The 18,734-nt window shown below is 48.2% G+C and carries 15 protein-coding genes; 12 read left to right on the forward strand and 3 right to left on the reverse strand.

The window, feature by feature from the left end; genetic code table 11:
* Positions 1-124: 124 nt before the first annotated feature.
* Positions 125-700: a hypothetical protein gene (locus tag MHI38_RS21230; RefSeq protein WP_090917504.1), complete on the reverse strand. Its 576-nt coding sequence runs from the start codon at positions 698-700 to the stop codon at positions 125-127.
* A 479-nt stretch (positions 701-1,179) separates the two neighbouring features.
* Here MHI38_RS21230 and MHI38_RS21235 point away from each other — a divergent pair, with 479 nt between their 5' ends.
* From MHI38_RS21235 to MHI38_RS21290, 12 genes are all read left to right on the forward strand, one after another.
* Complete coding sequence (locus MHI38_RS21235) at positions 1,180-2,199, forward strand: ABC transporter substrate-binding protein (RefSeq protein WP_154891182.1); 1,020 nt, start codon at positions 1,180-1,182, stop codon at positions 2,197-2,199.
* A gap of 96 nt (positions 2,200-2,295) precedes the next feature.
* Positions 2,296-3,309 (forward strand): FecCD family ABC transporter permease, encoded by a 1,014-nt coding sequence (locus MHI38_RS21240; protein WP_154891183.1) that lies wholly within the window; start codon positions 2,296-2,298, stop codon positions 3,307-3,309.
* Positions 3,306-4,349, forward strand: coding sequence for a FecCD family ABC transporter permease (locus MHI38_RS21245; protein WP_154891184.1), 1,044 nt, complete (start codon positions 3,306-3,308; stop codon positions 4,347-4,349). Before MHI38_RS21240 ends, MHI38_RS21245 begins: the two co-directional genes overlap by 4 nt.
* Positions 4,350-4,362: 13 nt before the next feature.
* Positions 4,363-5,187 carry an ATP-binding cassette domain-containing protein gene (locus MHI38_RS21250; protein WP_154891185.1) on the forward strand — a complete coding sequence of 275 codons (825 nt, stop codon included), beginning with the start codon at positions 4,363-4,365 and terminating at the stop codon, positions 5,185-5,187.
* Positions 5,188-5,600: 413 nt separating this feature from the next.
* Positions 5,601-6,623 carry a hypothetical protein gene (locus tag MHI38_RS21255; RefSeq protein WP_154891186.1) on the forward strand — a complete coding sequence of 341 codons (1,023 nt, stop codon included), beginning with the start codon at positions 5,601-5,603 and terminating at the stop codon, positions 6,621-6,623.
* A 72-nt stretch (positions 6,624-6,695) separates the two neighbouring features.
* Complete coding sequence (locus tag MHI38_RS21260; RefSeq protein ID WP_154891187.1) at positions 6,696-8,051, forward strand: diaminobutyrate--2-oxoglutarate transaminase; 1,356 nt, start codon at positions 6,696-6,698, stop codon at positions 8,049-8,051.
* Positions 8,045-9,499, forward strand: a complete 1,455-nt coding sequence (locus tag MHI38_RS21265; RefSeq protein ID WP_253496984.1) for an MFS transporter — start codon at positions 8,045-8,047, stop codon at positions 9,497-9,499. Before MHI38_RS21260 ends, MHI38_RS21265 begins: the two co-directional genes overlap by 7 nt.
* Positions 9,456-11,186, forward strand: coding sequence for an IucA/IucC family protein (locus MHI38_RS21270; protein ID WP_308722422.1), 1,731 nt, complete (start codon positions 9,456-9,458; stop codon positions 11,184-11,186). The genes MHI38_RS21265 and MHI38_RS21270 overlap by 44 nt, the downstream gene beginning before the upstream one ends.
* On the forward strand, positions 11,164-13,224 hold the full coding sequence (locus MHI38_RS21275) for an IucA/IucC family protein (RefSeq protein ID WP_341181638.1): 2,061 nt from the start codon (positions 11,164-11,166) through the stop codon (positions 13,222-13,224). Before MHI38_RS21270 ends, MHI38_RS21275 begins: the two co-directional genes overlap by 23 nt.
* Positions 13,221-13,997 (forward strand): aldolase/citrate lyase family protein, encoded by a 777-nt coding sequence (locus MHI38_RS21280; RefSeq protein ID WP_154891190.1) that lies wholly within the window; start codon positions 13,221-13,223, stop codon positions 13,995-13,997. Before MHI38_RS21275 ends, MHI38_RS21280 begins: the two co-directional genes overlap by 4 nt.
* Positions 13,994-15,256: a type III PLP-dependent enzyme gene (locus MHI38_RS21285; RefSeq protein ID WP_341181639.1), complete on the forward strand. Its 1,263-nt coding sequence runs from the start codon at positions 13,994-13,996 to the stop codon at positions 15,254-15,256. The genes MHI38_RS21280 and MHI38_RS21285 overlap by 4 nt, the downstream gene beginning before the upstream one ends.
* A complete protein-coding gene (locus MHI38_RS21290) occupies positions 15,216-17,207 on the forward strand; it encodes an IucA/IucC family protein (RefSeq protein ID WP_341181640.1) in 1,992 nt (663 codons plus the stop codon). The genes MHI38_RS21285 and MHI38_RS21290 overlap by 41 nt, the downstream gene beginning before the upstream one ends.
* Before the next feature lie 198 nt (positions 17,208-17,405).
* On the opposite strand, the gene MHI38_RS21295 is transcribed toward MHI38_RS21290, so the two are convergent.
* Positions 17,406-18,269, reverse strand: a complete 864-nt coding sequence (locus MHI38_RS21295) for an IS3 family transposase (RefSeq protein ID WP_341181302.1) — start codon at positions 18,267-18,269, stop codon at positions 17,406-17,408.
* An 11-nt stretch (positions 18,270-18,280) separates the two neighbouring features.
* Positions 18,281-18,598 carry a transposase gene (locus MHI38_RS21300; RefSeq protein ID WP_090921784.1) on the reverse strand — a complete coding sequence of 106 codons (318 nt, stop codon included), beginning with the start codon at positions 18,596-18,598 and terminating at the stop codon, positions 18,281-18,283.
* Positions 18,599-18,734 lie beyond the last annotated feature (136 nt).

An 18,734-nucleotide genomic window follows, 5' to 3' on the forward strand; every position in this document is an offset into this window, starting at 1 on the left:
ATGTTCACGAGGTTGTACCTTTCGGCAGCATAGCCTTTTGATTATACGGATATTATACGAATTATTTTTGCAAAAGAAAACACTTTTTTTCCTTAATTATCAATTAATTATGGAGCCGAGTATACTACATCTGGAATCCCAGTTGTTCTCCGTATGTCTTAACTTCTTTGAGGTACTGCTCGATGCTCTTCTTACCCGCAGCAACCTTGTCATTGCCCTGCTTGAGGAACGTACGGTTTATTGTTGTTTTAGACACGGCCTTTTTGAACAACTGATAACCTTCCAGTTGTGCGTAGCTGCCTCTAATCAATTTGTCATGGATTTTTTTCAACTCCGTATTCTCCGGTTTGATCTGCTTTAGCATGGAAACATACTTTGTGTAATTCGGGATAGCTGTGTTGTTTAACGTCAAAAAGAAAGATTTGCGATTGGCAGAGGTGATGTATGTGTTTCCGCCTATGGCGTTTATAGCTTTCGTTTCATAAACAGCCGCTGCTTCCAATGCATCTAAATAATCCAGAAAATCTTGGTCATCCGCCGTAAGTTCCTGTTCTTCCTGGTTGATTGTCTCTTCCGTGTTTACCTCGTCCGAAATCACAGTGGAATTGTCTGCTGCCGCAGCGTAATGCCCTGTTGGAAGAACTATGCCGCCGATCAACGCCATACTCATCAGGATCGAAAGAATCCAATTTTTTTTCATAATGTCCGTCCCCTGTCTCTATATGTGATTTTATTCCAAGGGATAATCTAACATAAGAAGAGTTTCATTTACAGGAATAATTTAGGAATAAATGATGAGTTATATGAGCCGACTCTAAGTACGAAAAGTACAAAGTACGGTCAAATTATTCATAAATATAAGACTTTTATGTATAAATATTAATTTACTTGTATACCGTCACATCATGAAATAGAAGGATAGTTCAAGTTGTATTTGGACCAGAAGAAGTAGGTGACAATTGGCATAAGTGGTTACACCAACGTTGGATAATATCGATTTATATTATATGTATTCACCTGAAATTTGCTTTTATAGCGGCGTTTATAGAATAAATGAAGCTGGATATGAATCGTAAATATTTTTCCAAATAAGTGCTTGTCTAAATCATCCAACTCCATTACAATACAATTGATAATGAGATTCAATATCATTTAGAGTGAAAAGGGGAGACGGGTTCCATGTTTCGATTCAGCAAAAAGTTATATATTTATGCAGCACTTATTCTTATGATTTCGCTGCTGGCTGGCTGTGCTTCAGGGGGAAGTGCGGGTACAACCAATACAGCAAGCTCAGCAACAAGTGGTAAAAGTGCTGAAGGTAGCACGGATGGAGATCAAGCGGTCAAAGCTACAGACGAGACTCGGGTAATCAAACATGCCATGGGGGAAACAAAAATCACGGGAACTCCGCAACGAATCGTGACACTGTTCCAAGGTGCGAATGATGTCGTTGTTGCACTTGGCGTGAAACCGGCAGGTGTCGTGGAATCATGGGTGCAGCAGCCGGTATATGAATATCTGCGTAAAGATCTGGATGGCGTACCGCAAGTAGGTCAGGAATCCCAGCCGAATCTGGAAGAAATCAACAAGTTGAAGCCCGATCTTATTATTGCTACCAAAATTAGAGATGAAGAAATCTATGATCAGCTGTCCCAGATCGCACCAACGGTCGTGACCGAAACGCTGTTCGATTGGAAAGAAACATTGAAGATGGTCGGGGAAGCAATGAACAAAACAGAGCAATCGAATAAGCTACTTGCCGATTGGGAGACACGCGTAGCGGATTTCAAAGAGAAAATGGGTGACCGTCTGCCGATTGAAGCAACCATTACTAACTTCAGAGCAGATCAGGTTCGTATTTTCTACATGGGTTATGCAGGTAAAATCCTGAAGGAACTTGGATTTACAAGACCAGCGGGCCATGATGCAGATAAATGGGGTGTTGAACTGACATCCAAAGAGGCCATTCCGGATATGAATGCAGACATGATTTTTAATTTCAATTCAGGTACGGATACGGCTGCGATCGAGAAAAATTATAAAGATTGGACGAGCAGTCCGCTCTGGAAAAACCTTGATGCTGTGAAAAACAATCAACTGTACCAGGTCGATGAGGTAGCCTGGAACATGGCAGGCGGATATACATCAGCCAACATGATGCTGGACGATCTATACAAGCTGTTCAACCTGAATAAATAATAACCGGATCAGGATCCGCCATGCACCAGAACTTTCGTTAGCAAAGTGTATGGGCAGGCAGGTCCTGTTTCACTTCATAGATGAAAGAGTGAGAGTATGTTTCCCCTTTTTACCAAGGCGAGTGCCAAAATATACGGGTTGGTTGGGTTGTTCATTCTTATGTTGCTCGCTGCAACCGCCAGCATGATTCTGGGACGCACCCCTATTACGTTTCATATGTTGTGGGATGCGGTTCAGTCCTATGATGAAACATCAGTAGAGCATGTGGTGCTTCTGACAGAGCGATTGCCACGCACGATTATTGCGGCTGTTGTAGGGGCAAGTCTGGCTGTTGCAGGCGGACTGATGCAGGCACTGACGCGTAATCCGCTCGCTTCCCCGAGTGTGTTCGGGATCAACGCAGGTGCAATTTTCTTTATTGTTATTGCTGTTGTCGTATTGTCCGTGTCTTCGTTAACCACGATGATGTGGTTTGGATTTGCCGGAGCGGCAATCTCGGCAGCTATTGTATATGGTTTGGGTTCACTGGGGCGTGATGGTCTGACGCCAATCAAAATTGTATTAGCGGGTACCGCTATTTCAGCCTTGTTTGCCTCTTTTACGCAAGCGATTCTTGTTCTGGACGGCACGGGACTGCAGGATGTTCTGTTCTGGCTTGCCGGTTCGGTAAGTGGGCGAACACTAGAAATGCTGTATCCCGTTTTACCTTATATGGCGGTAGCCGCAGTGGTGTCGTTATTTATGGGGAGAGCTATAAATTTGTTATTAACAGGGGATGACATTGCAAAAGGGATGGGGCAGAACGTACTACTGGTCAAAGTGATGATGGGAATCGTTACGGTAGTACTCGCGGGTGGTTCTGTAGCAGTTGCCGGTTCCATAGGTTTGGTGGGTCTGGTCGTACCACATATCATGCGTGCATTTGTTGGTAATGACTACCGCTGGCTTGTCCCGTATTGCTTCTTGGGTGGAGCGATATTGCTAATGTCAGCTGATGTCGTAGCAAGGCTTGTCATTATGCCGCAGGAAGTTCCACTGGGTGTAATGACGGCATTAATCGGCGGACCCTTCTTCATCTATATCGCCCGGAAGGGGGTGACGAAGATATGAGGAAGATGCTGACGTATCGGAATAAAAAAGATACTGTTTCCATTCAAGTGGAACGTAAGTCCGTGATGGTTATCGCTGTATGTGTCCTTCTGTTTCTGGTAGCAGGGGTAGTCGGAACAAGCTTAGGCAGTGACTTTATTTCTCCACTGGACGTCCTTCGCACCATCTTTGGACTGAATGCAGGAGAGCATGATTTCGTCGTGCTGACACTCAGGCTTCCACGTGTATTGTTATCTCTGCTTGTCGGGGCCGCACTGGGAATGTCGGGAGCACTGCTCCAGGGAATTATCCGTAATCCACTTGCCTCACCTGATGTCATCGGTATAACGGGTGGTGCTGCAGTGGCAGCTGTAGGATTTGTAACATTACTGGGTGGAGCCGTAAGCATTAAATTGCTACCACTCTTTGCGGTCATGGGTGCGATGGTCACAGCATTCATCATTTATATCTTGGCCTGGAAAAAAGGAGTCAGTCCGATCCGGCTGGTGCTGATCGGTATAGGCGTATCGGCTATAACGGGCGCTGGCACGACCTTTATGTTGATTTTAAGCCCGTTCTATACAGCAAGTCAGGCTTATATCTGGCTAACTGGAAGCATCTATGGAGCCACATGGACAGATATTCAGACGATATTACCTGTGATTATCATCGTCCTGCCCCTCGCCATGTGGTTTGGTCGCAGTTTGAATGCGCAGGAGTTCGGAGATGACCTTGCCACAGGGCTTGGCGTTACGGTGCAGTGGCATCGATCTGCCTTGTTATTATGCAGTGTGCTTCTCGCCGGGATTGCGGTGTCTGTCGCAGGTACGATTGGCTTTGTGGGTTTAATTGCTCCTCATATTGCACGAAAACTGGTAGGGCGGATGTTTGGCAGCTTGCTGCTGGTATCCGGCTTTGTAGGTGCTTTATTGGTATGTACAGCCGATCTCATTGCCCGAACGGTATTTCTGCCGCTGGATATCCCTGCAGGCGTATTTACCGCAGGAATTGGTGCACCGTTTTTTCTGTATCTATTATTTAAGAATCGAAACCATTATTGAGGAGGAGAGAGCCGTGAGTATTCTGGAAGCCAAGGAGCTTACCATCTCCTATGGAGCAGATCCGATTATTGAAAACCTGAACCTGACCATTCCGAAGGGAGAGATTACAGTCCTGATCGGCAGTAATGGTTGCGGCAAATCGACGCTGCTACGTACGCTGGCAAGACTGCTGAAGTCCAGCTCAGGCACTGTGCTATTGGATGGTGAAGAGATTGCAAAGCTACCCACCAAAGAAATCTCAAGACGCATGTCTATTCTGCCCCAAGGACCGACGGCACCGGAAGGTTTGACCGTGAATCAGCTGGTTCGCCAAGGACGCTATCCTCATCAGACATGGCTTAAACAATGGTCGCGTGAGGATGAGCGCATGGTTGAACTGGCTCTTGCGTCCACACATCTGACAGAACTTGCAGATCGTCCTGTTGATGCGTTATCCGGTGGTCAGCGTCAACGTGCATGGATCGCGATGACCTTGGCACAAGGTACAGAAACATTGCTGCTGGACGAGCCTACGACGTATCTGGATATGACACATCAGATTGATATTCTGGACCTGCTGTTTGAATTAAATGAACGGGAAGGGCGTACCATCGTGATGGTGCTTCACGACCTGAATCTGGCTTGTCGATACGCACATCATATCGTTGCGGTGCACAACAAGTCCATCTACGCAGAGGGCAAACCGGAGGATATTATTACTCGTGATCTCGTACGAAACGTTTTTCAGATGGAGTGTGACATTGCTGTAGATCCGTTATTCGGTACACCCACCTGTATCCCGCACGGAAGAGGCAGGAAGCTGCATGAAACGCAGCAACGTTATACACAGATGGCTTGATAAACAAGAGCTTCGAGGCACCTGTTGGTCAAAAATACCCGTAATGCTGAATCGGTACGTTTGCTTTGCCTTTTTTGGCAAATGCTACGATTCTTATAGCATCATGGACACAGGCGTATACGTCATGTTCTTACGGCCATCCACCCCCAAAATTATTCCTCAGTACCATCAATTTATTGTCATGGGGATAACGAAACAGGCAAGCAGAGGATTTGGAAACTCCATAGCTTGCCTTGTTTGTTATGCCTAAGTATGCCAATACTCCACGATTACAATACCAATACCCTTCTGAAATAAAGATATTTTTTCCTTAAAAGTTTCATATTGACAACGGGTGAATAATTACCATAAAATAGATTTTGTATGATACTGATAATCATTATCAATAAAATCAACCGATAGGAAGGTCGGATATGAATTTACTTCGTTCCAAATGTTCCGTATTTCCAGAAGGTTTTGAGAATCTACAGAATCGGCTGATTCTGAACAAAGCAAGAGAGATGGGGATCGGGTGCGAGTTGCTGGTGGATGGTTGTGAGGATTTTCTAAAACTGTCCTTGGAGCACAAACAGATCATCATTAACAAAACGAGAACTCATCGGCTACCGCTGATCGCAGGACTGATTGCCAAGAATAAACAGGCATGTAATCTGATCCTGCATGAACAGGGGATGCCAGTTCCCCCTCATATCGTTGTAGCGGCCATGGGAGAAGAGGCCGAAGTTTTCCTTCATCAATACAGTTCCATCGTAGTCAAACCGCTGGATTCGAGCAGCAGTCAGGGGGTTACCCTGGATGTACGCACCGTTGCTGAGCTGGAAGCGGCAATTCATCTCGCAACCCAATATGGCAGTAGCATTCTGCTACAACAATATGTCATTGGAACCGACTACCGGGTGTTAATTATCAACGAACAGGTAGCGGCGGTTAACCAATACCGTCCTGTGTATGTGACGGGTAACGGCAGTTCGTCTGTCCGTGAACGGATTGAAATGCTGAACCGGAACCGCATGCAGGACACAGAGATCGGTATGTACGAAGCTTTCCCCGCGATTGACCTAGACAATACTCATCTGCTGGATACATTGCGTAAGCAAGGACTTGCTTTGAATGACGTGTCTCCTGTGGATCAGGAGATTGAACTGTATGACCTCCGTAATTCGGCGGCCGGAAAGATCAGTGAATTTTACAGGGATTGTACGGATGACATTCACCCGGATAATGTCCGCATGATGATACAGGCAGCCCGAGCGCTCCAGATTGACGTTGCAGGTATCGATGTTCGCTGTAAGGACATTCGAGTACCTATTACAACGGAACAGGGAGGCATTCTGGAGGTCAACGCCTTGCCAGATCTCACTCACCATGTGTATCCACATGGCGGCACGACACGAGACGTTGTTCGGCAGTATCTGGAATATCTCAGTCAGAGTTAGCGCTTAGCATTATTCAATAACGAATGTACAGGCAGTTGGGCCTGAATCGATGATAAGGGGCGTTAGAGAGTTATGTCAGTAGAGGTTCAGACGGAATACCTGAAGCTGCAGAACGAGAAGGAGTCCAACGCACGAGCGTACCCACGGCATTTCCCGCTCGTCATCAGCAAAGCTCAAGGCATCAAGATCACGGATACGGAAGGCCGTGAGTATTACGATTGTTTGGCAGGTGCGGGCACACTCGCGCTTGGACATAACCATGAATCAGTCGTAGGCGCTATTCGGGATGTTCTGGATCAGCAGATTCCATTACATACACTCGATTTGGCCACACCACTTAAGCTTTCGTTTATGCAAGAGATATTCTCTTTACTGCCCGAAGAGATGCGGAATACATCCAAAATTCAGTTCTGCGGCCCAACGGGAGCGGATGCGGTCGAAGCCGCAATTAAGCTGGTGAAGCATGCTACAGGCGGGAAGTCCATTCTGGCTTTCCAAGGTGGATATCACGGTTCAACCCAAGCGACGATGTCCATGAGCGGCAATTTGAGTAAAAAAGAAAACCTGCAAAGTCTCCTGCCGGATGTGCATTTCTTGCCATTTCCCTATGAATATCGTTGTCCGTTTGGTGTTGGTGAAGGCATGACTGCCCGATTAAGTGCACAGTATATCGAGAATGTACTGGATGATTGCGAGAGCGGAATAGCTGCACCGTGCGGAGTGATCGTAGAAACGGTACAGGGCGAGGGTGGAGCGATTCCTGCAGATATTGAGTGGCTGAAAGAGTTACGCCGAATCACTGCGGAACGAAATATTCCGCTCATTATTGACGAAGTGCAGACCGGCATTGCACGTACGGGGCGGATGTTTTCGTTTGAACATGCGGGCATTGTGCCTGATGTCATTATTTGCTCAAAAGCCGTAGGTGGCAGTCTTCCCATGTCGGTTGTGATCTATAAGGAGGAGCTGGATCAGTGGAAACCCGGTGCGCATACGGGCACATTTCGTGGCAATCAGCTGGCCATGGCAGCAGGTCTAGCCACGCTCCGTTATATTCGGGAGCAGAATGTGATGCAGAACGTGCATCTGCGTAGTGAGCAGTTCATGGCAAGGTTACAGGCGATGAAAAGCTGTTTTGCCGAAATTGGTGATGTTCGTGGCCGCGGGCTAATGATCGGTGTTGAAGTGGTTAACCCGCAAGGGGGTAAGGATCGTCTTGGACATTATCTACAGCATGGTGAACTAGCGTCCACTATACAGCAGCAATGTTTCCGTAATGGACTCATTGTGGAAGTTGGCGGACGTCATTCTGCGGTTGTGCGTTTCTTGCCGCCGCTGAATATTACGGAGAAGGAAGCAGGCGAGGTACTCGCGATCTTTGAGCAATCGGTATCGGAAGCCATTGCATTAACGGCAGCTTTATGCTGAGTGTATCGCTGCTTCGGCGGCATGCGGTTTTACTCGCCATTCTACTAGGAGCCTTCACACTTGTGCTTACCAACAGTGCCTTTAACCTGCTGCTTCCGTATTTTATCGAATATTATGACATTTCCGCCACGGCTGGGGGCTGGATCATTGCCCTGTATATGCTCGCCATGACATTAACGATGCCGCTGGCTTCCCTGGTCGTAGATCGGCTGGGGCGTAAGCAGACGTATATGCTCGGTATTTGCATCTATGGAGTATTTTCGGTGCTCGGAGCATTGCTCCATTCCTATATTGAAGTATTGCTACTTGTAAGGTTCATGCATGGTGTGGCAGCTGGCCTGATGATTCCTTTATCCCTTGTGTTGCTGTTCGATGTCTACGGCCCGGAGGTTCGAGGACGCATTACGGGTGCATGGGGACTGCTGCTGATGCTAGCTCCTGCGGCTGGACCGACCCTTGGCGGATTTATCATTCAGTATGGAAGGCTGGAGATGCTGTTCTGGTTGAATGTACCCTTGGCTGTTTTTTCATTGATCGGCTGTGGACGAGTGATTCAAGCCTACACACCTGCTCGCAGGAAAAAGTGGCATCCATCCAGTGTGATGCGGCTTGTTGGCGCAGTGGGTGCACTCAGTCTGGGCGTACAGGTGTACGCCAGCCCAGCAGTAGCTCCATGGATATCATGGACACTGATTGTGCTTGGCCTAGTGCTTCTTATTCGTTTTATCCAGGTTGAGAATGAACGTGATGAACCGCTGATCCGTTATTCGTTACTGCGGAGAAAAGGTGTATTTCCTCTTACGGTTCTGATCTCTACGATTCAGGATTGTGTCATGTTTGGCGTGATTTTTGCGCTTCCCCTGCTTTTTCAGGAGGTATTTCAGTTGTCTCCAGCGCTTTCCGGTGCCTTGTTCATTCCGCTCTCGATCTCCACGAGTCTGTTCATGTGGATCGGAGGAAACTTGCTGGATCGCGGGAGGTCACTTCAGTTTATCGCTTGGGGCACATTGCTGGTATCGATCTCTATTCTGACGTTTGCCTTTCTGCCCATGGGGGCGTCCATATGGATCATCGGGGTGCTTATGGCGTGCCGGGGCATTGGCGTAGGACTGTCCGGTATGAGCATTTCTGCAATTGGGCTGCAGGCGTTACCTGAGGAAGACATGCATGAAGGATCGGTGCTGTCCACAACGATTGAACGACTGGCTTCATCGTTTGCAGTCATGGGCATGACGCTGTATTACGATATGCGCTGGCAATGGCTCGCCGGACATGGAAGATCGATTGAGTTAGCGAAATGGGGAGCCGTTAAAGAAATATGCGTAGGTCTTGGTTGTGCCATTCTGCTGACGTTACCTCTAGTCTTACTTATAACTCGAAAGAAGGTTGGCTTCATTGTTCAAAATGGAAAACAAACTCCGGTCCAAGGCGGAGCAACAGGCCGATGAGCATTCCTGCAAGTTGCTGCTGAACTGTTATATCCGTGAGCTTGGGCCGAAAAAAGCTGAACATATGCAGCTTAACCCGGATACGCTGACGTATACGATTGCTTTTCCAACCAGCCGTGTAAGCGTGATGGGGTTGCTATCTTACTACTCGGCGATGGGGGAGCATGAATATCTCAGCATGAACTGGAATGGACAAGCCGTGCATAGCCGGGATCTGGTACGCTGGATCGCTTCTGAAATTAGTGGAGATCAAGGTGGGGGAGCCGAACGCGTTCGTGAATTTACTCAAAAAGTGGAGAACAGTGTGGCTAACATGACCTTGTACATTGAGCAGGCGTCCGATCTTGAGATATATGACTATATTACCTCTGAACAATCCCTGCTGTACGGTCACCCGTTTCATCCTTTTCCCAAAAACTCCAGAGGTTTCACTGCCACGGATGTACAGCGATACAGTCCAGAACTTCGAACCTCTTTTCAGCTCTGTTACATCGCCGTAAGGCAGGATGTGTATACAGAGGAATGGGTACAACATGCGGACAAAATGGATCTGCATCAGCTTCTGGGAAGCCATGAATGGTCTGTCTCCAAAGAAAAGCTGGCCATGTATGGGATTGTGCCAATCCATCCGTGGCAGTATGCGTATATCTCCGGTCTGGACGAGGTGCAGTCCTACATCGTTGAAGAAAAGATATTGTTGCTCGGCCAGGCAGGGCCTCTTGCCTATCCGACTTCTTCCGTACGTACAGTATACATTCCGGACTGGAACTGCAACATCAAGCTGTCGCTGCATATGCAGATTACGAATATGATTCGCACCAATAGTGCCGAGCAGATGCGGCGGACACTGGATGCGTCCAATTATGTGTGGCAACAGGGCTGTTTCGAAGCGGAGCCTTGTACCCATATCGCATATGAGACAGGTGTAGCGACATGTAAGTTTGAGGACGAAGAACTTACCCGATTATTCACCGTTGCTTATCGTCCGATTGAGTTCGACGCTGCGAGTACCTATGTATTGTCCAGTCTGGTGGAGTCGCCATTGCCAGGAGCACCATCCCGCTTAGTGACCATGCTGTGTGGTAGACAGGATGATGCCGATGTCGTTGATCGTGACAAGGTAGAGCAATGGTTGTCACGATACTTGGACTGTTCACTGTTGCCGCTTGTGCGGGCGGCCGGAGAGAAAGGCATTCATTTTGAAGCCCATTTGCAGAATACGTTAGTGACGCTGGAGCAGGGCATGCCGGTTGCATTTATCGTACGTGATCTGGAAGGGGTCAGTGTAGATGAGCAGCTAGTGGATGGATGGCAGCGGCATGAGCAAAGGGAGATTCTAAGTTCAGAAGTGTCTGAGCTGTTACGTTATTCGCGTGAGAAGGCATGGGCGCGAACCTCGTATTATTTTATCGTGAACCATCTGGGTTCGTTAATTCATGTATTGGCTCGGGATGTGAACGTATCGGAGGAATACTTCTGGATGCAGGTACGTGAGATGCTTGAGAAAGAATTAGCACGAACAGGTAACGCTTATGTGGAACATTTGCTGACTGCAGATGCTTTTCTAGCCAAACAAAATCTGGTGAGTTGTCTCACGGGCATTAGTCAAACTCCGGCTTATGTGCCGGTAGGTAACGTCATGAAACGTTTAGGGAGTGAAGCACGTGAGATTCGCGAAAATCGGTAATGAGGCAGAAGAGAAGAAGGAAAGTAAACCAGCAGAAATGTTAAAAACAGAGACAACTGAAATAAGCGGAACAAGTGGAACAAATAAGATTAACAGTACGAGTGAACGAAGCGGAAAAAAAGAACAAAACGAACAAAACGAACCTAATGAATCACACGAATCACCCCAATCAAATGAATCACATCAACCAAACATAGCGGGTAAAGGACGTAGAATGCCAAATGACAACGCAGTCCCTGTGTACGTGGAAGTTCAGGAAAGGATCATACGCCAGGCGCTGGAAGCGATGTGGTTCGAAGACATCTTGGATCGTCAGGTGAGCGGGAGTGAGTGGTCGACCTGCGGTGTTACTGCAACTGGTGAATCCGTGGTGTATTCGTGTGACGCAGAGCAGAAGTTTTCGTTTGCACGGGTGAAGGTGAAGGCCGGGTCGATCAAGCGCGAAGGCGTGGTCTGCACGGATCTGGATGTGTTTTTGGAAGAGATGGTGCTGAATCGTTTGCAGGGTGCGAAACTGACGGCATTTGTTCAGGAATTGCAAGAAACGATGGCTAAAGACAGTCAGTGCCGGGCTTTGTTGCCTCTTCGCATTCCGGCAGGGGATCGTCACTACGATGCGCTGGAAAGTCACATGACTGATGGCCATCTGTATCATCCAAGCTACAAGTCCAGGTTAGGATTCTCGCTGAAAGACAATCTAGCCTATGGCCCCGAGTTCAATGCCGACGTTCCACTCATTTGGGTTGCGGTGAGAAAAGAATTGGCTCAAGCGGCTACATCCGATGGATACGAAATGGCAGCACTGCTGGAACAGCATCTGACCAAGGAAGATTTGCAGCAATTTCGTCAGGTGATTTCGGACAAAACGGCTTCCTTACATATGGATGCTTACGTATTCATTCCGATTCATCCGTGGCAGTGGGAGCACGCGATCGAATCCATATTTGCCAAACAACTAATGGATGGAGACATCATATATCTGGGGGCTTCGGCCTCAACCTATCGTGCGCAACAATCCATTCGTTCCCTCTCGAATCGGGAAAATTTAGTAGCACCTTACATTAAGCTGGCTCTGAGTATTACGAACACTTCTAGCACACGTATCCTCGCCCAACATACGACGCAAAACGCCCCCCTGATTAGTGACTGGCTGGATCAACTGGTACGCGAGGATGAGGTGTTACAGCGGGAGCAGTTTGCCATTTTAAAAGAAATCATGGGTCTTTCGTTCCGTTATGAACAATTACCTGTTACGCAGTACGGCCGCGCTTACGGCACCCTGGGAGCGATCTGGCGGGAGAATGTATCCGTTCACCTGAATGAGGGCGAGACGGCTTGGCCACTGAATGCTCTTATGCTGGTGCAACGAAACGGGGTTCCTTTTATTCAGGAGGCGATCGAGCGACATGGGGTTCAGCCATGGGCAGAGGCCTTGGTGCGTACACTTACACTGCCTGTTATTCATCTTTTGTATGCGCACGGAATTGCGTTTGAATGCCATGCCCAGAATATCATTTTGGTGTTGGAAAATGAGTTGCCGAAACGCATCATCCTGAAAGATTTACATGATGGCGTTCGTTATGTCCCGGATCAGCTACTACACCCGGAACGTGCACCGAAGCTGCATCCTGAACCGGAAACTCATCGCAAATTCAATCGATATTCGTTCATCTATGCCGGAGATGTGTCGGAGGTACGTGACTATACGTACGATGCGTTCTTTTTTATCTGCATGACGGATATTGCGCTGTCGCTGGAGCCATACGGTTTGTCCGAAGAAGCCTTTTGGCAACTGTGTGCCGGAGTGATTATGGGTTATCAGCAGCAGCATCCCGAGTATGCCGAGCGGTTTGATATGTTTGATCTTTTGGCAGAGGATGCCCTGATTGAAGAGATGACGAAACGGCGTTTGTATGGGGATGGGGAGTTATATTTCCGCAAAACAAACAATCCGCTCAGACTGGCGAAGGATATGCTTGAACAGAAGGATGAACACAAACAGAAGTATGAAGACGAACAGAAGGCAACAAAGCGATGAGGAAGAATACACTTCAGGAAAAAATTGCTCGCAAACAGCAGGTATTTGGCCTATTTGTATCGATTCCGCACCCGATCGTCATTGAGATGATTGGTCATGCCAATTATGATTTTGTCATCATTGATCTGGAGCATACGGCAACGTCGATGGAATCGGTAGAAGAGATGATAAGAGCCGCCGAACTGGTTGGTATTACACCACTTGTACGTATTGCGAAGGTCGAGCGCACGGAAATTCTAAAGGTACTGGACTGCGGGGCACAGGGGATCGTGATTCCTCATGTGGAGACGCTCTCGCAAGTGAAAGAAGCCGTACATCATGCCTATTACCATCCATTGGGTATGCGCAGTCTTAACAGTGGACGTCCAGGTGTATTCGGTAAATTTCCGCTAACGGAGTACATTACGGAAGCCAACTCGCAGGTGATGATCGTGCCGATGATTGAAAGTGTGAAAGGGGTACGTCAGAGCTCGGAGATTTTATCTCATCCGCAGGTGAGCTTTGTGCTGGAAGGTGCAGCGGACTTATCACAATCACTTGGTGTGCCTTGGCAGACCAACCACCCGGATGTGAGAGAAGCATTAGGCGTATTGTACGAGAACGCGCAACAATTCGGCGTACCTTATGCAACAGTCACAAGAGGCATCGAAGATATGGCGGTATGGCGTGAGCGTGGTGTGCACATCTATGTGCTTGGAGATGATCGGAATACGGCATTTCGGGCCTACGCCCAAAAGCGGAATGACTATGGAAGTGCAGGTGGACAGTTATGAAAACCAGTGTACAGCAAGCCTTAGATGTGATCCAACGCGAAAAGCATGAGCCGATCTGCGCGTACATTTACGATCTGGCAGGTATGCAGGAGCAGGTACGTGGTATGTTGCAAACGATGCCATGGAATACGAAGTTATTTTATGCCATCAAAGCCAATCCCGATCCACGCATTATTGAAGCGCTACTTCCATTGGTGAAGGGTTTCGAGGTGGCATCTATTGGCGAGCTGCTCAAGGTTCGGGCGGTGAGCCAGGAAGTTCCGATCCTGTTTGGCGGCCCGGGTAAGAAGGAGAGCGAGCTGAAGCTGGCGATCGAGCATAACGTGAGTTATATCCATGTAGAGAGCCTGCTGGAGTTGCGCCGTATCATTGCGATTGCCAAAGAGAGAGCGCAACAGAAGCCCGAGGTGCGTGTGTTGCTCCGCATCAACTTGCGAAGTAACACCTTGCCACAGACCAAAATTGTCATGGGCGGTGGCCCTAGTCCTTTTGGTATTGATGAAGAGTCGGTGGACGAAGCGATTGAACTGATTCGTGTGGAAGGCGCGGGTTCGGTTCGGTTATGCGGATTCCATTTCCACTCCCTGTCGAACAATATGGACGCCAGACTGCATGCCGAGATGATCGAGCTATATTTGCAAAAGGTGGAGCACTGGCAACAGCAATATAACTTGCAGGTGGACGTGGTCAATGCAGGCGGAGGCTTTGGTGTGACATATGACGGGAGTCCGGGCTTTGACTGGTCGTTGTTTACCACGCTTTTGCAGCAGAGTGAAGCTAGAAATCGTCTGGCTACCCGAGGTGGAGAGTTGTTTTTTGAATCAGGTCGCTTGTTAGTGGCAGATCACGGTTATTATGCAACCGAGGTAACGGATATTAAACGTTCGCACGGACAGATGTTTGTCATTTTAAGGGGAGGTACACATCATCATCGGCTGCCTGCGTCATGGGGACATAATCATCCCTTCCACATTGTATATACGGATCGATGGAAGCATGAGTTTACAAGACCCGAGGTGCGGAGAGAGCGAGCCCATATTGTAGGTGAATTATGTACGCCGAAGGATCGGATGCACTCCGATGCAGAGATTGACTGTTTAAGAGTCGGCGATGTGATTGTGTTCGAAAAATCCGGTGCGTACGCCTGGACGATCTCGCATCATGATTTTCTGGGGCATCCGCACCCGGCATTCCACTATTTGATGGAGGGTGATGAACATGTCAACGTTAATGCAACGTTCCAGTCGGCAAACTGCTGAACAGCAGGTGATGTCCGATCTGATGAATAGCCTGCTCGCTGAGCAGTTACTTCCACTGCAAGGTCACCGTTTTGTTGATTTTGCTACTGCACCTGCACAGCTTCGACAGTTATATCAGCGGTTTGCTCAATGGGAAAAGGGTAGCGCGAAGAAACATGTACATGGTCACATTGTCGATGAGCAGAACAAGAGTGGGTATAACTCCAATGAGTATAACTTTACGCTGGATAATTTCAGTGAGAGTAACCCTACTGAGGATCACGCTAGTGCTCAGGATATGTCCGTTGTTACGCCGCCTTTCAGTCTGGGTTTGCATATCGCAGGAGTACTTTGTCTGGTTGAAAACGGAGTAAGGCAAGGCATTCAGTGGGTTCAGGGATCACCGATCTATCAGCAACAATCGGATGGAAACTGGACGATGCTGGATACTCCGGCGGCCGTGGGGCGGGCGGTATTACAACGGGCATTATCCGAAGATGAATTTAAGCAGCCGGGTGTGGCAGATTTTCTGGCAAGTTTGGACCTAGCTGTAGAACAGTACGAACTTGGTTGGAATCAGGTGCAGACGTTGTCTGCTTATCATCCGAAGTCCGCATATGAATGGTTTGTGAAAAGTGAGCGTATTGCTGCGCTCCGGGATCGCCCGTTCCATCCTTCTTCCAAAGCAAAGGTTGGATTCAGCGCCGAAGATGTTAAGGCATACGCAGCCGAGTTCGGTAAGGAGATTCGATTGCGCTGGGTAGCGATCAAACGGGATGCTGTGCAGCAGGGATGTGAGGACGGCTTGTCGATTCTGGATATGCTGTATGATGCTCAGCGAGAGGAAGTCCAGGCTGAATGCTCTCGCAGAGGTTTGTCGATGGACGAGTACTTGCCTATGCCCGTGCATCCGTGGCAGCTGGAACACATCATTTTGCCGCGGTTTACGAAAGAAATCGTAGAAGGCAGCATTGTGGTGCTGGATGTGCAGATTGGAGATGTATTTGCTACGTCATCTCTGCGGTCTATGGCTCAAACGGCTGAGTCTGCACTTATGCTCAAGTTGCCCGTTAGTGTGCTGTCGCTCGGTGCCGCGCGATATCTTCCGGTTGTTAAGCTGCTGAATGGACTTGTGGGAGAGAAGATGTTAAGGCAGGCAGTGGCTTGTGACGAGACATTGAAAGAGAACGTGTACATGTGTGAGGAACAGAACTGGTGGGGTTTCATGCCGGAGTCCATGGGATTGTTCGACGATCACCCGCGGCATCTGTCAGCACAGATTCGTGTCTATCCCGCCGAACTGCTGGATGATGCCTACAAAATTGTGCCGATGGCTGCACTCGGCGTAAATCTGGATGGGCACCATCTGCTCACCGAAATCATGGGCAGGAATCTGAGTGTAGAAGATGTTCTGGAGTTCTACAATCAAATTGCGACTACATTCTATGATATCGTAATGCGTTTGTTCAAGGTGGGGGTTGTACCGGAGATTCATGGTCAGAACTGCTGTCTGGTGTTGGAGCATAATCAGGTGAAGGGACTATTATTCCGGGATCATGACTCTGTGCGTTTGCATCAACCGTATCTGGACAAACATGGAATTGCTGATCCGGGATATCATATTCGTCCGGGGTATTCGAACAGTCTCTATAATGAGACGATCCAGAAGCTGATCTTTTATGTGCAGTCCCTTGGGACGCAGGTGAATCTGGCTGCGATCATGGAAGCGATGAGCGAAGTGTATAACATCCCGGAAACGAAGTTCTGGGAGATCACGGAGCAGGCCTGGCGGGAAGCGCTGCACCAGGTGCAGCTTCCCGAGACGGATCGGTCCATGCTGGAGCGCGTGATCTTCGAGAGCGAGGCGTGGCCTGTGAAGTTAGTTGTCCGTCCGCTGCTTGAGGCGGACGGTGTGCCAGGCGCGATGCCATCGGGCAAAGGCCAAGGGTGGAACCCTTTTTACAAGGCGTAGGATTGGATGGGAGTATTCCTCCGATAACTTAACAACGCTAACGATCTCAGATGAGCTTATTGGAGTGATATAGGGTCCTCTGGAATTCTAACGATCACCAGGGAGCTTATTTCGCAAAAAACATAGGTTTATTGCCTGTTCTCGCTTCCTTTTCTCAAAATAGGGTTCCCTGTGGACCAATGTCAAGAAAGTAGACACTTACGCGACGGATTTGTCCGTAAACTTCTTCGCAAAACGAGTAGGGGAAAGATAACCTAGCGCACCATGCATTCGCTTGCGGTTGTAATAGAACTCAATGTACTGGTAAATGGCGTTATACGCCTCTTCTGGATTCTTAAAACGAGGGTTACAGTAAATGAGTTCCTTCTTCAAAATACTGTGCCAAGACTCGATACATGCGTTATCGTAACAGTTTCCTCGGCGGCTCATACTGAGCTCCATACCATACGATTTCAGTTGCTCCACGTATTCTTTTGACGTGTACTGTGAGCCACGATCCGAGTGATGGAGCAATCCTGGAGCGGGGCGTTTGGCCTGGTAAGCATCTTTCAATGCATCTAACACCAAGCTCGTTTCCATATGGTTGTACAGGCGCCAGCCCACAATCTCACGCGTACACAAATCCAGAACACTGGCGAGATATAACCGGCCTCCACGGCAGGGAATGTAGGTGATATCGGTGACCCATGCAGTGTTCGGTTTGGACGTTTGAAATTGCTGGTTCAGCGTATTGGGTGCAATGGGATGATGATGGTTAGAATCCGTGGTCTGGACACGATACCGAGGACTGTGCACGGAACGAAGATTCATTTGACGCATGTATATACTGACGGTACGGGAAGAAATTTTGTATCCTTCCAGATGGAGCGCATACGTAATTTTCGGACTCCCACACCGCTTCTGGTGGTCGTAGAAATGAAACCGAATACGCTTCATGATTTCAGTTCTCCGGCGCTGTTGCTTACTGGTTAGATCCATCCGCCACTTGTAATATCCGCTCCGTGACACGTGTAACAGAGTGCACATCTTCTCCAAAGAAAACAGGGAGCGATGGTCTTCCACAAACTGAAATCTTAATTCTTTGGTTTGCTGAAGATGTGCACTGCTTTTTTTACAATAGCCAGTTCCTCTTGCGTGTCCGCAAGCGTATGCTCTTTCTCTTGAAGTAACCGGCGCATTTCTTTAAGCTCTGCTTCCAGTTCTTTCACTCGATCTACGCTAGCTACGGGCTCATGTTTAAGTTCACGATACTTGCCCATCCACTGGTGTAATGTACTTTTTGGAATGTTGAGTTCTTCTGCCAAGTCTCCGAGTGTCTTGGTCTGTTCTTGAATAAATTTTACCGTTTGTTTCTTGAATTCTTCATTGTATCGTTGCCGTTGTTCTCCCATGTGGACACACCTCCGTTAGCCTTATTATCCTTCCGTCCGTTAACGGGTGTCCACTTTTTATTCTAGCTCCACTGTGATCGTTAGAAAATAAAACGGTGTGATTCTGCCCAAATAGCGTCTCTGGTGATCGTTAGAA

Source organism: Paenibacillus sp. FSL K6-1558, assembly GCF_038002565.1.
Taxonomy (GTDB): domain Bacteria; phylum Bacillota; class Bacilli; order Paenibacillales; family Paenibacillaceae; genus Paenibacillus; species Paenibacillus polysaccharolyticus.

Bases quoted from the DNA above. Each gene is read 5' to 3' on its own strand.
- MHI38_RS21265 (WP_253496984.1), top strand. From the start codon at position 8,045: ATGCTGAGTGTATCGCTGCTTCGGCGGCATGCGGTTTTACTCGCCATT.
- MHI38_RS21270 (WP_308722422.1), top strand. From the start codon at position 9,456: ATGGAAAACAAACTCCGGTCCAAGGCGGAGCAACAGGCCGATGAGCAT.
- MHI38_RS21300 (WP_090921784.1), bottom strand. From the start codon at position 18,598: ATGGGAGAACAACGGCAACGATACAATGAAGAATTCAAGAAACAAACG.
- MHI38_RS21235 (WP_154891182.1), top strand. From the start codon at position 1,180: ATGTTTCGATTCAGCAAAAAGTTATATATTTATGCAGCACTTATTCTT.
- MHI38_RS21285 (WP_341181639.1), top strand. From the start codon at position 13,994: ATGAAAACCAGTGTACAGCAAGCCTTAGATGTGATCCAACGCGAAAAG.
- MHI38_RS21245 (WP_154891184.1), top strand. From the start codon at position 3,306: ATGAGGAAGATGCTGACGTATCGGAATAAAAAAGATACTGTTTCCATT.
- MHI38_RS21240 (WP_154891183.1), top strand. From the start codon at position 2,296: ATGTTTCCCCTTTTTACCAAGGCGAGTGCCAAAATATACGGGTTGGTT.
- MHI38_RS21255 (WP_154891186.1), top strand. From the start codon at position 5,601: ATGAATTTACTTCGTTCCAAATGTTCCGTATTTCCAGAAGGTTTTGAG.
- MHI38_RS21290 (WP_341181640.1), top strand. From the start codon at position 15,216: ATGTCAACGTTAATGCAACGTTCCAGTCGGCAAACTGCTGAACAGCAG.
- MHI38_RS21230 (WP_090917504.1), bottom strand. From the start codon at position 700: ATGAAAAAAAATTGGATTCTTTCGATCCTGATGAGTATGGCGTTGATC.
- MHI38_RS21280 (WP_154891190.1), top strand. From the start codon at position 13,221: ATGAGGAAGAATACACTTCAGGAAAAAATTGCTCGCAAACAGCAGGTA.
- MHI38_RS21260 (WP_154891187.1), top strand. From the start codon at position 6,696: ATGTCAGTAGAGGTTCAGACGGAATACCTGAAGCTGCAGAACGAGAAG.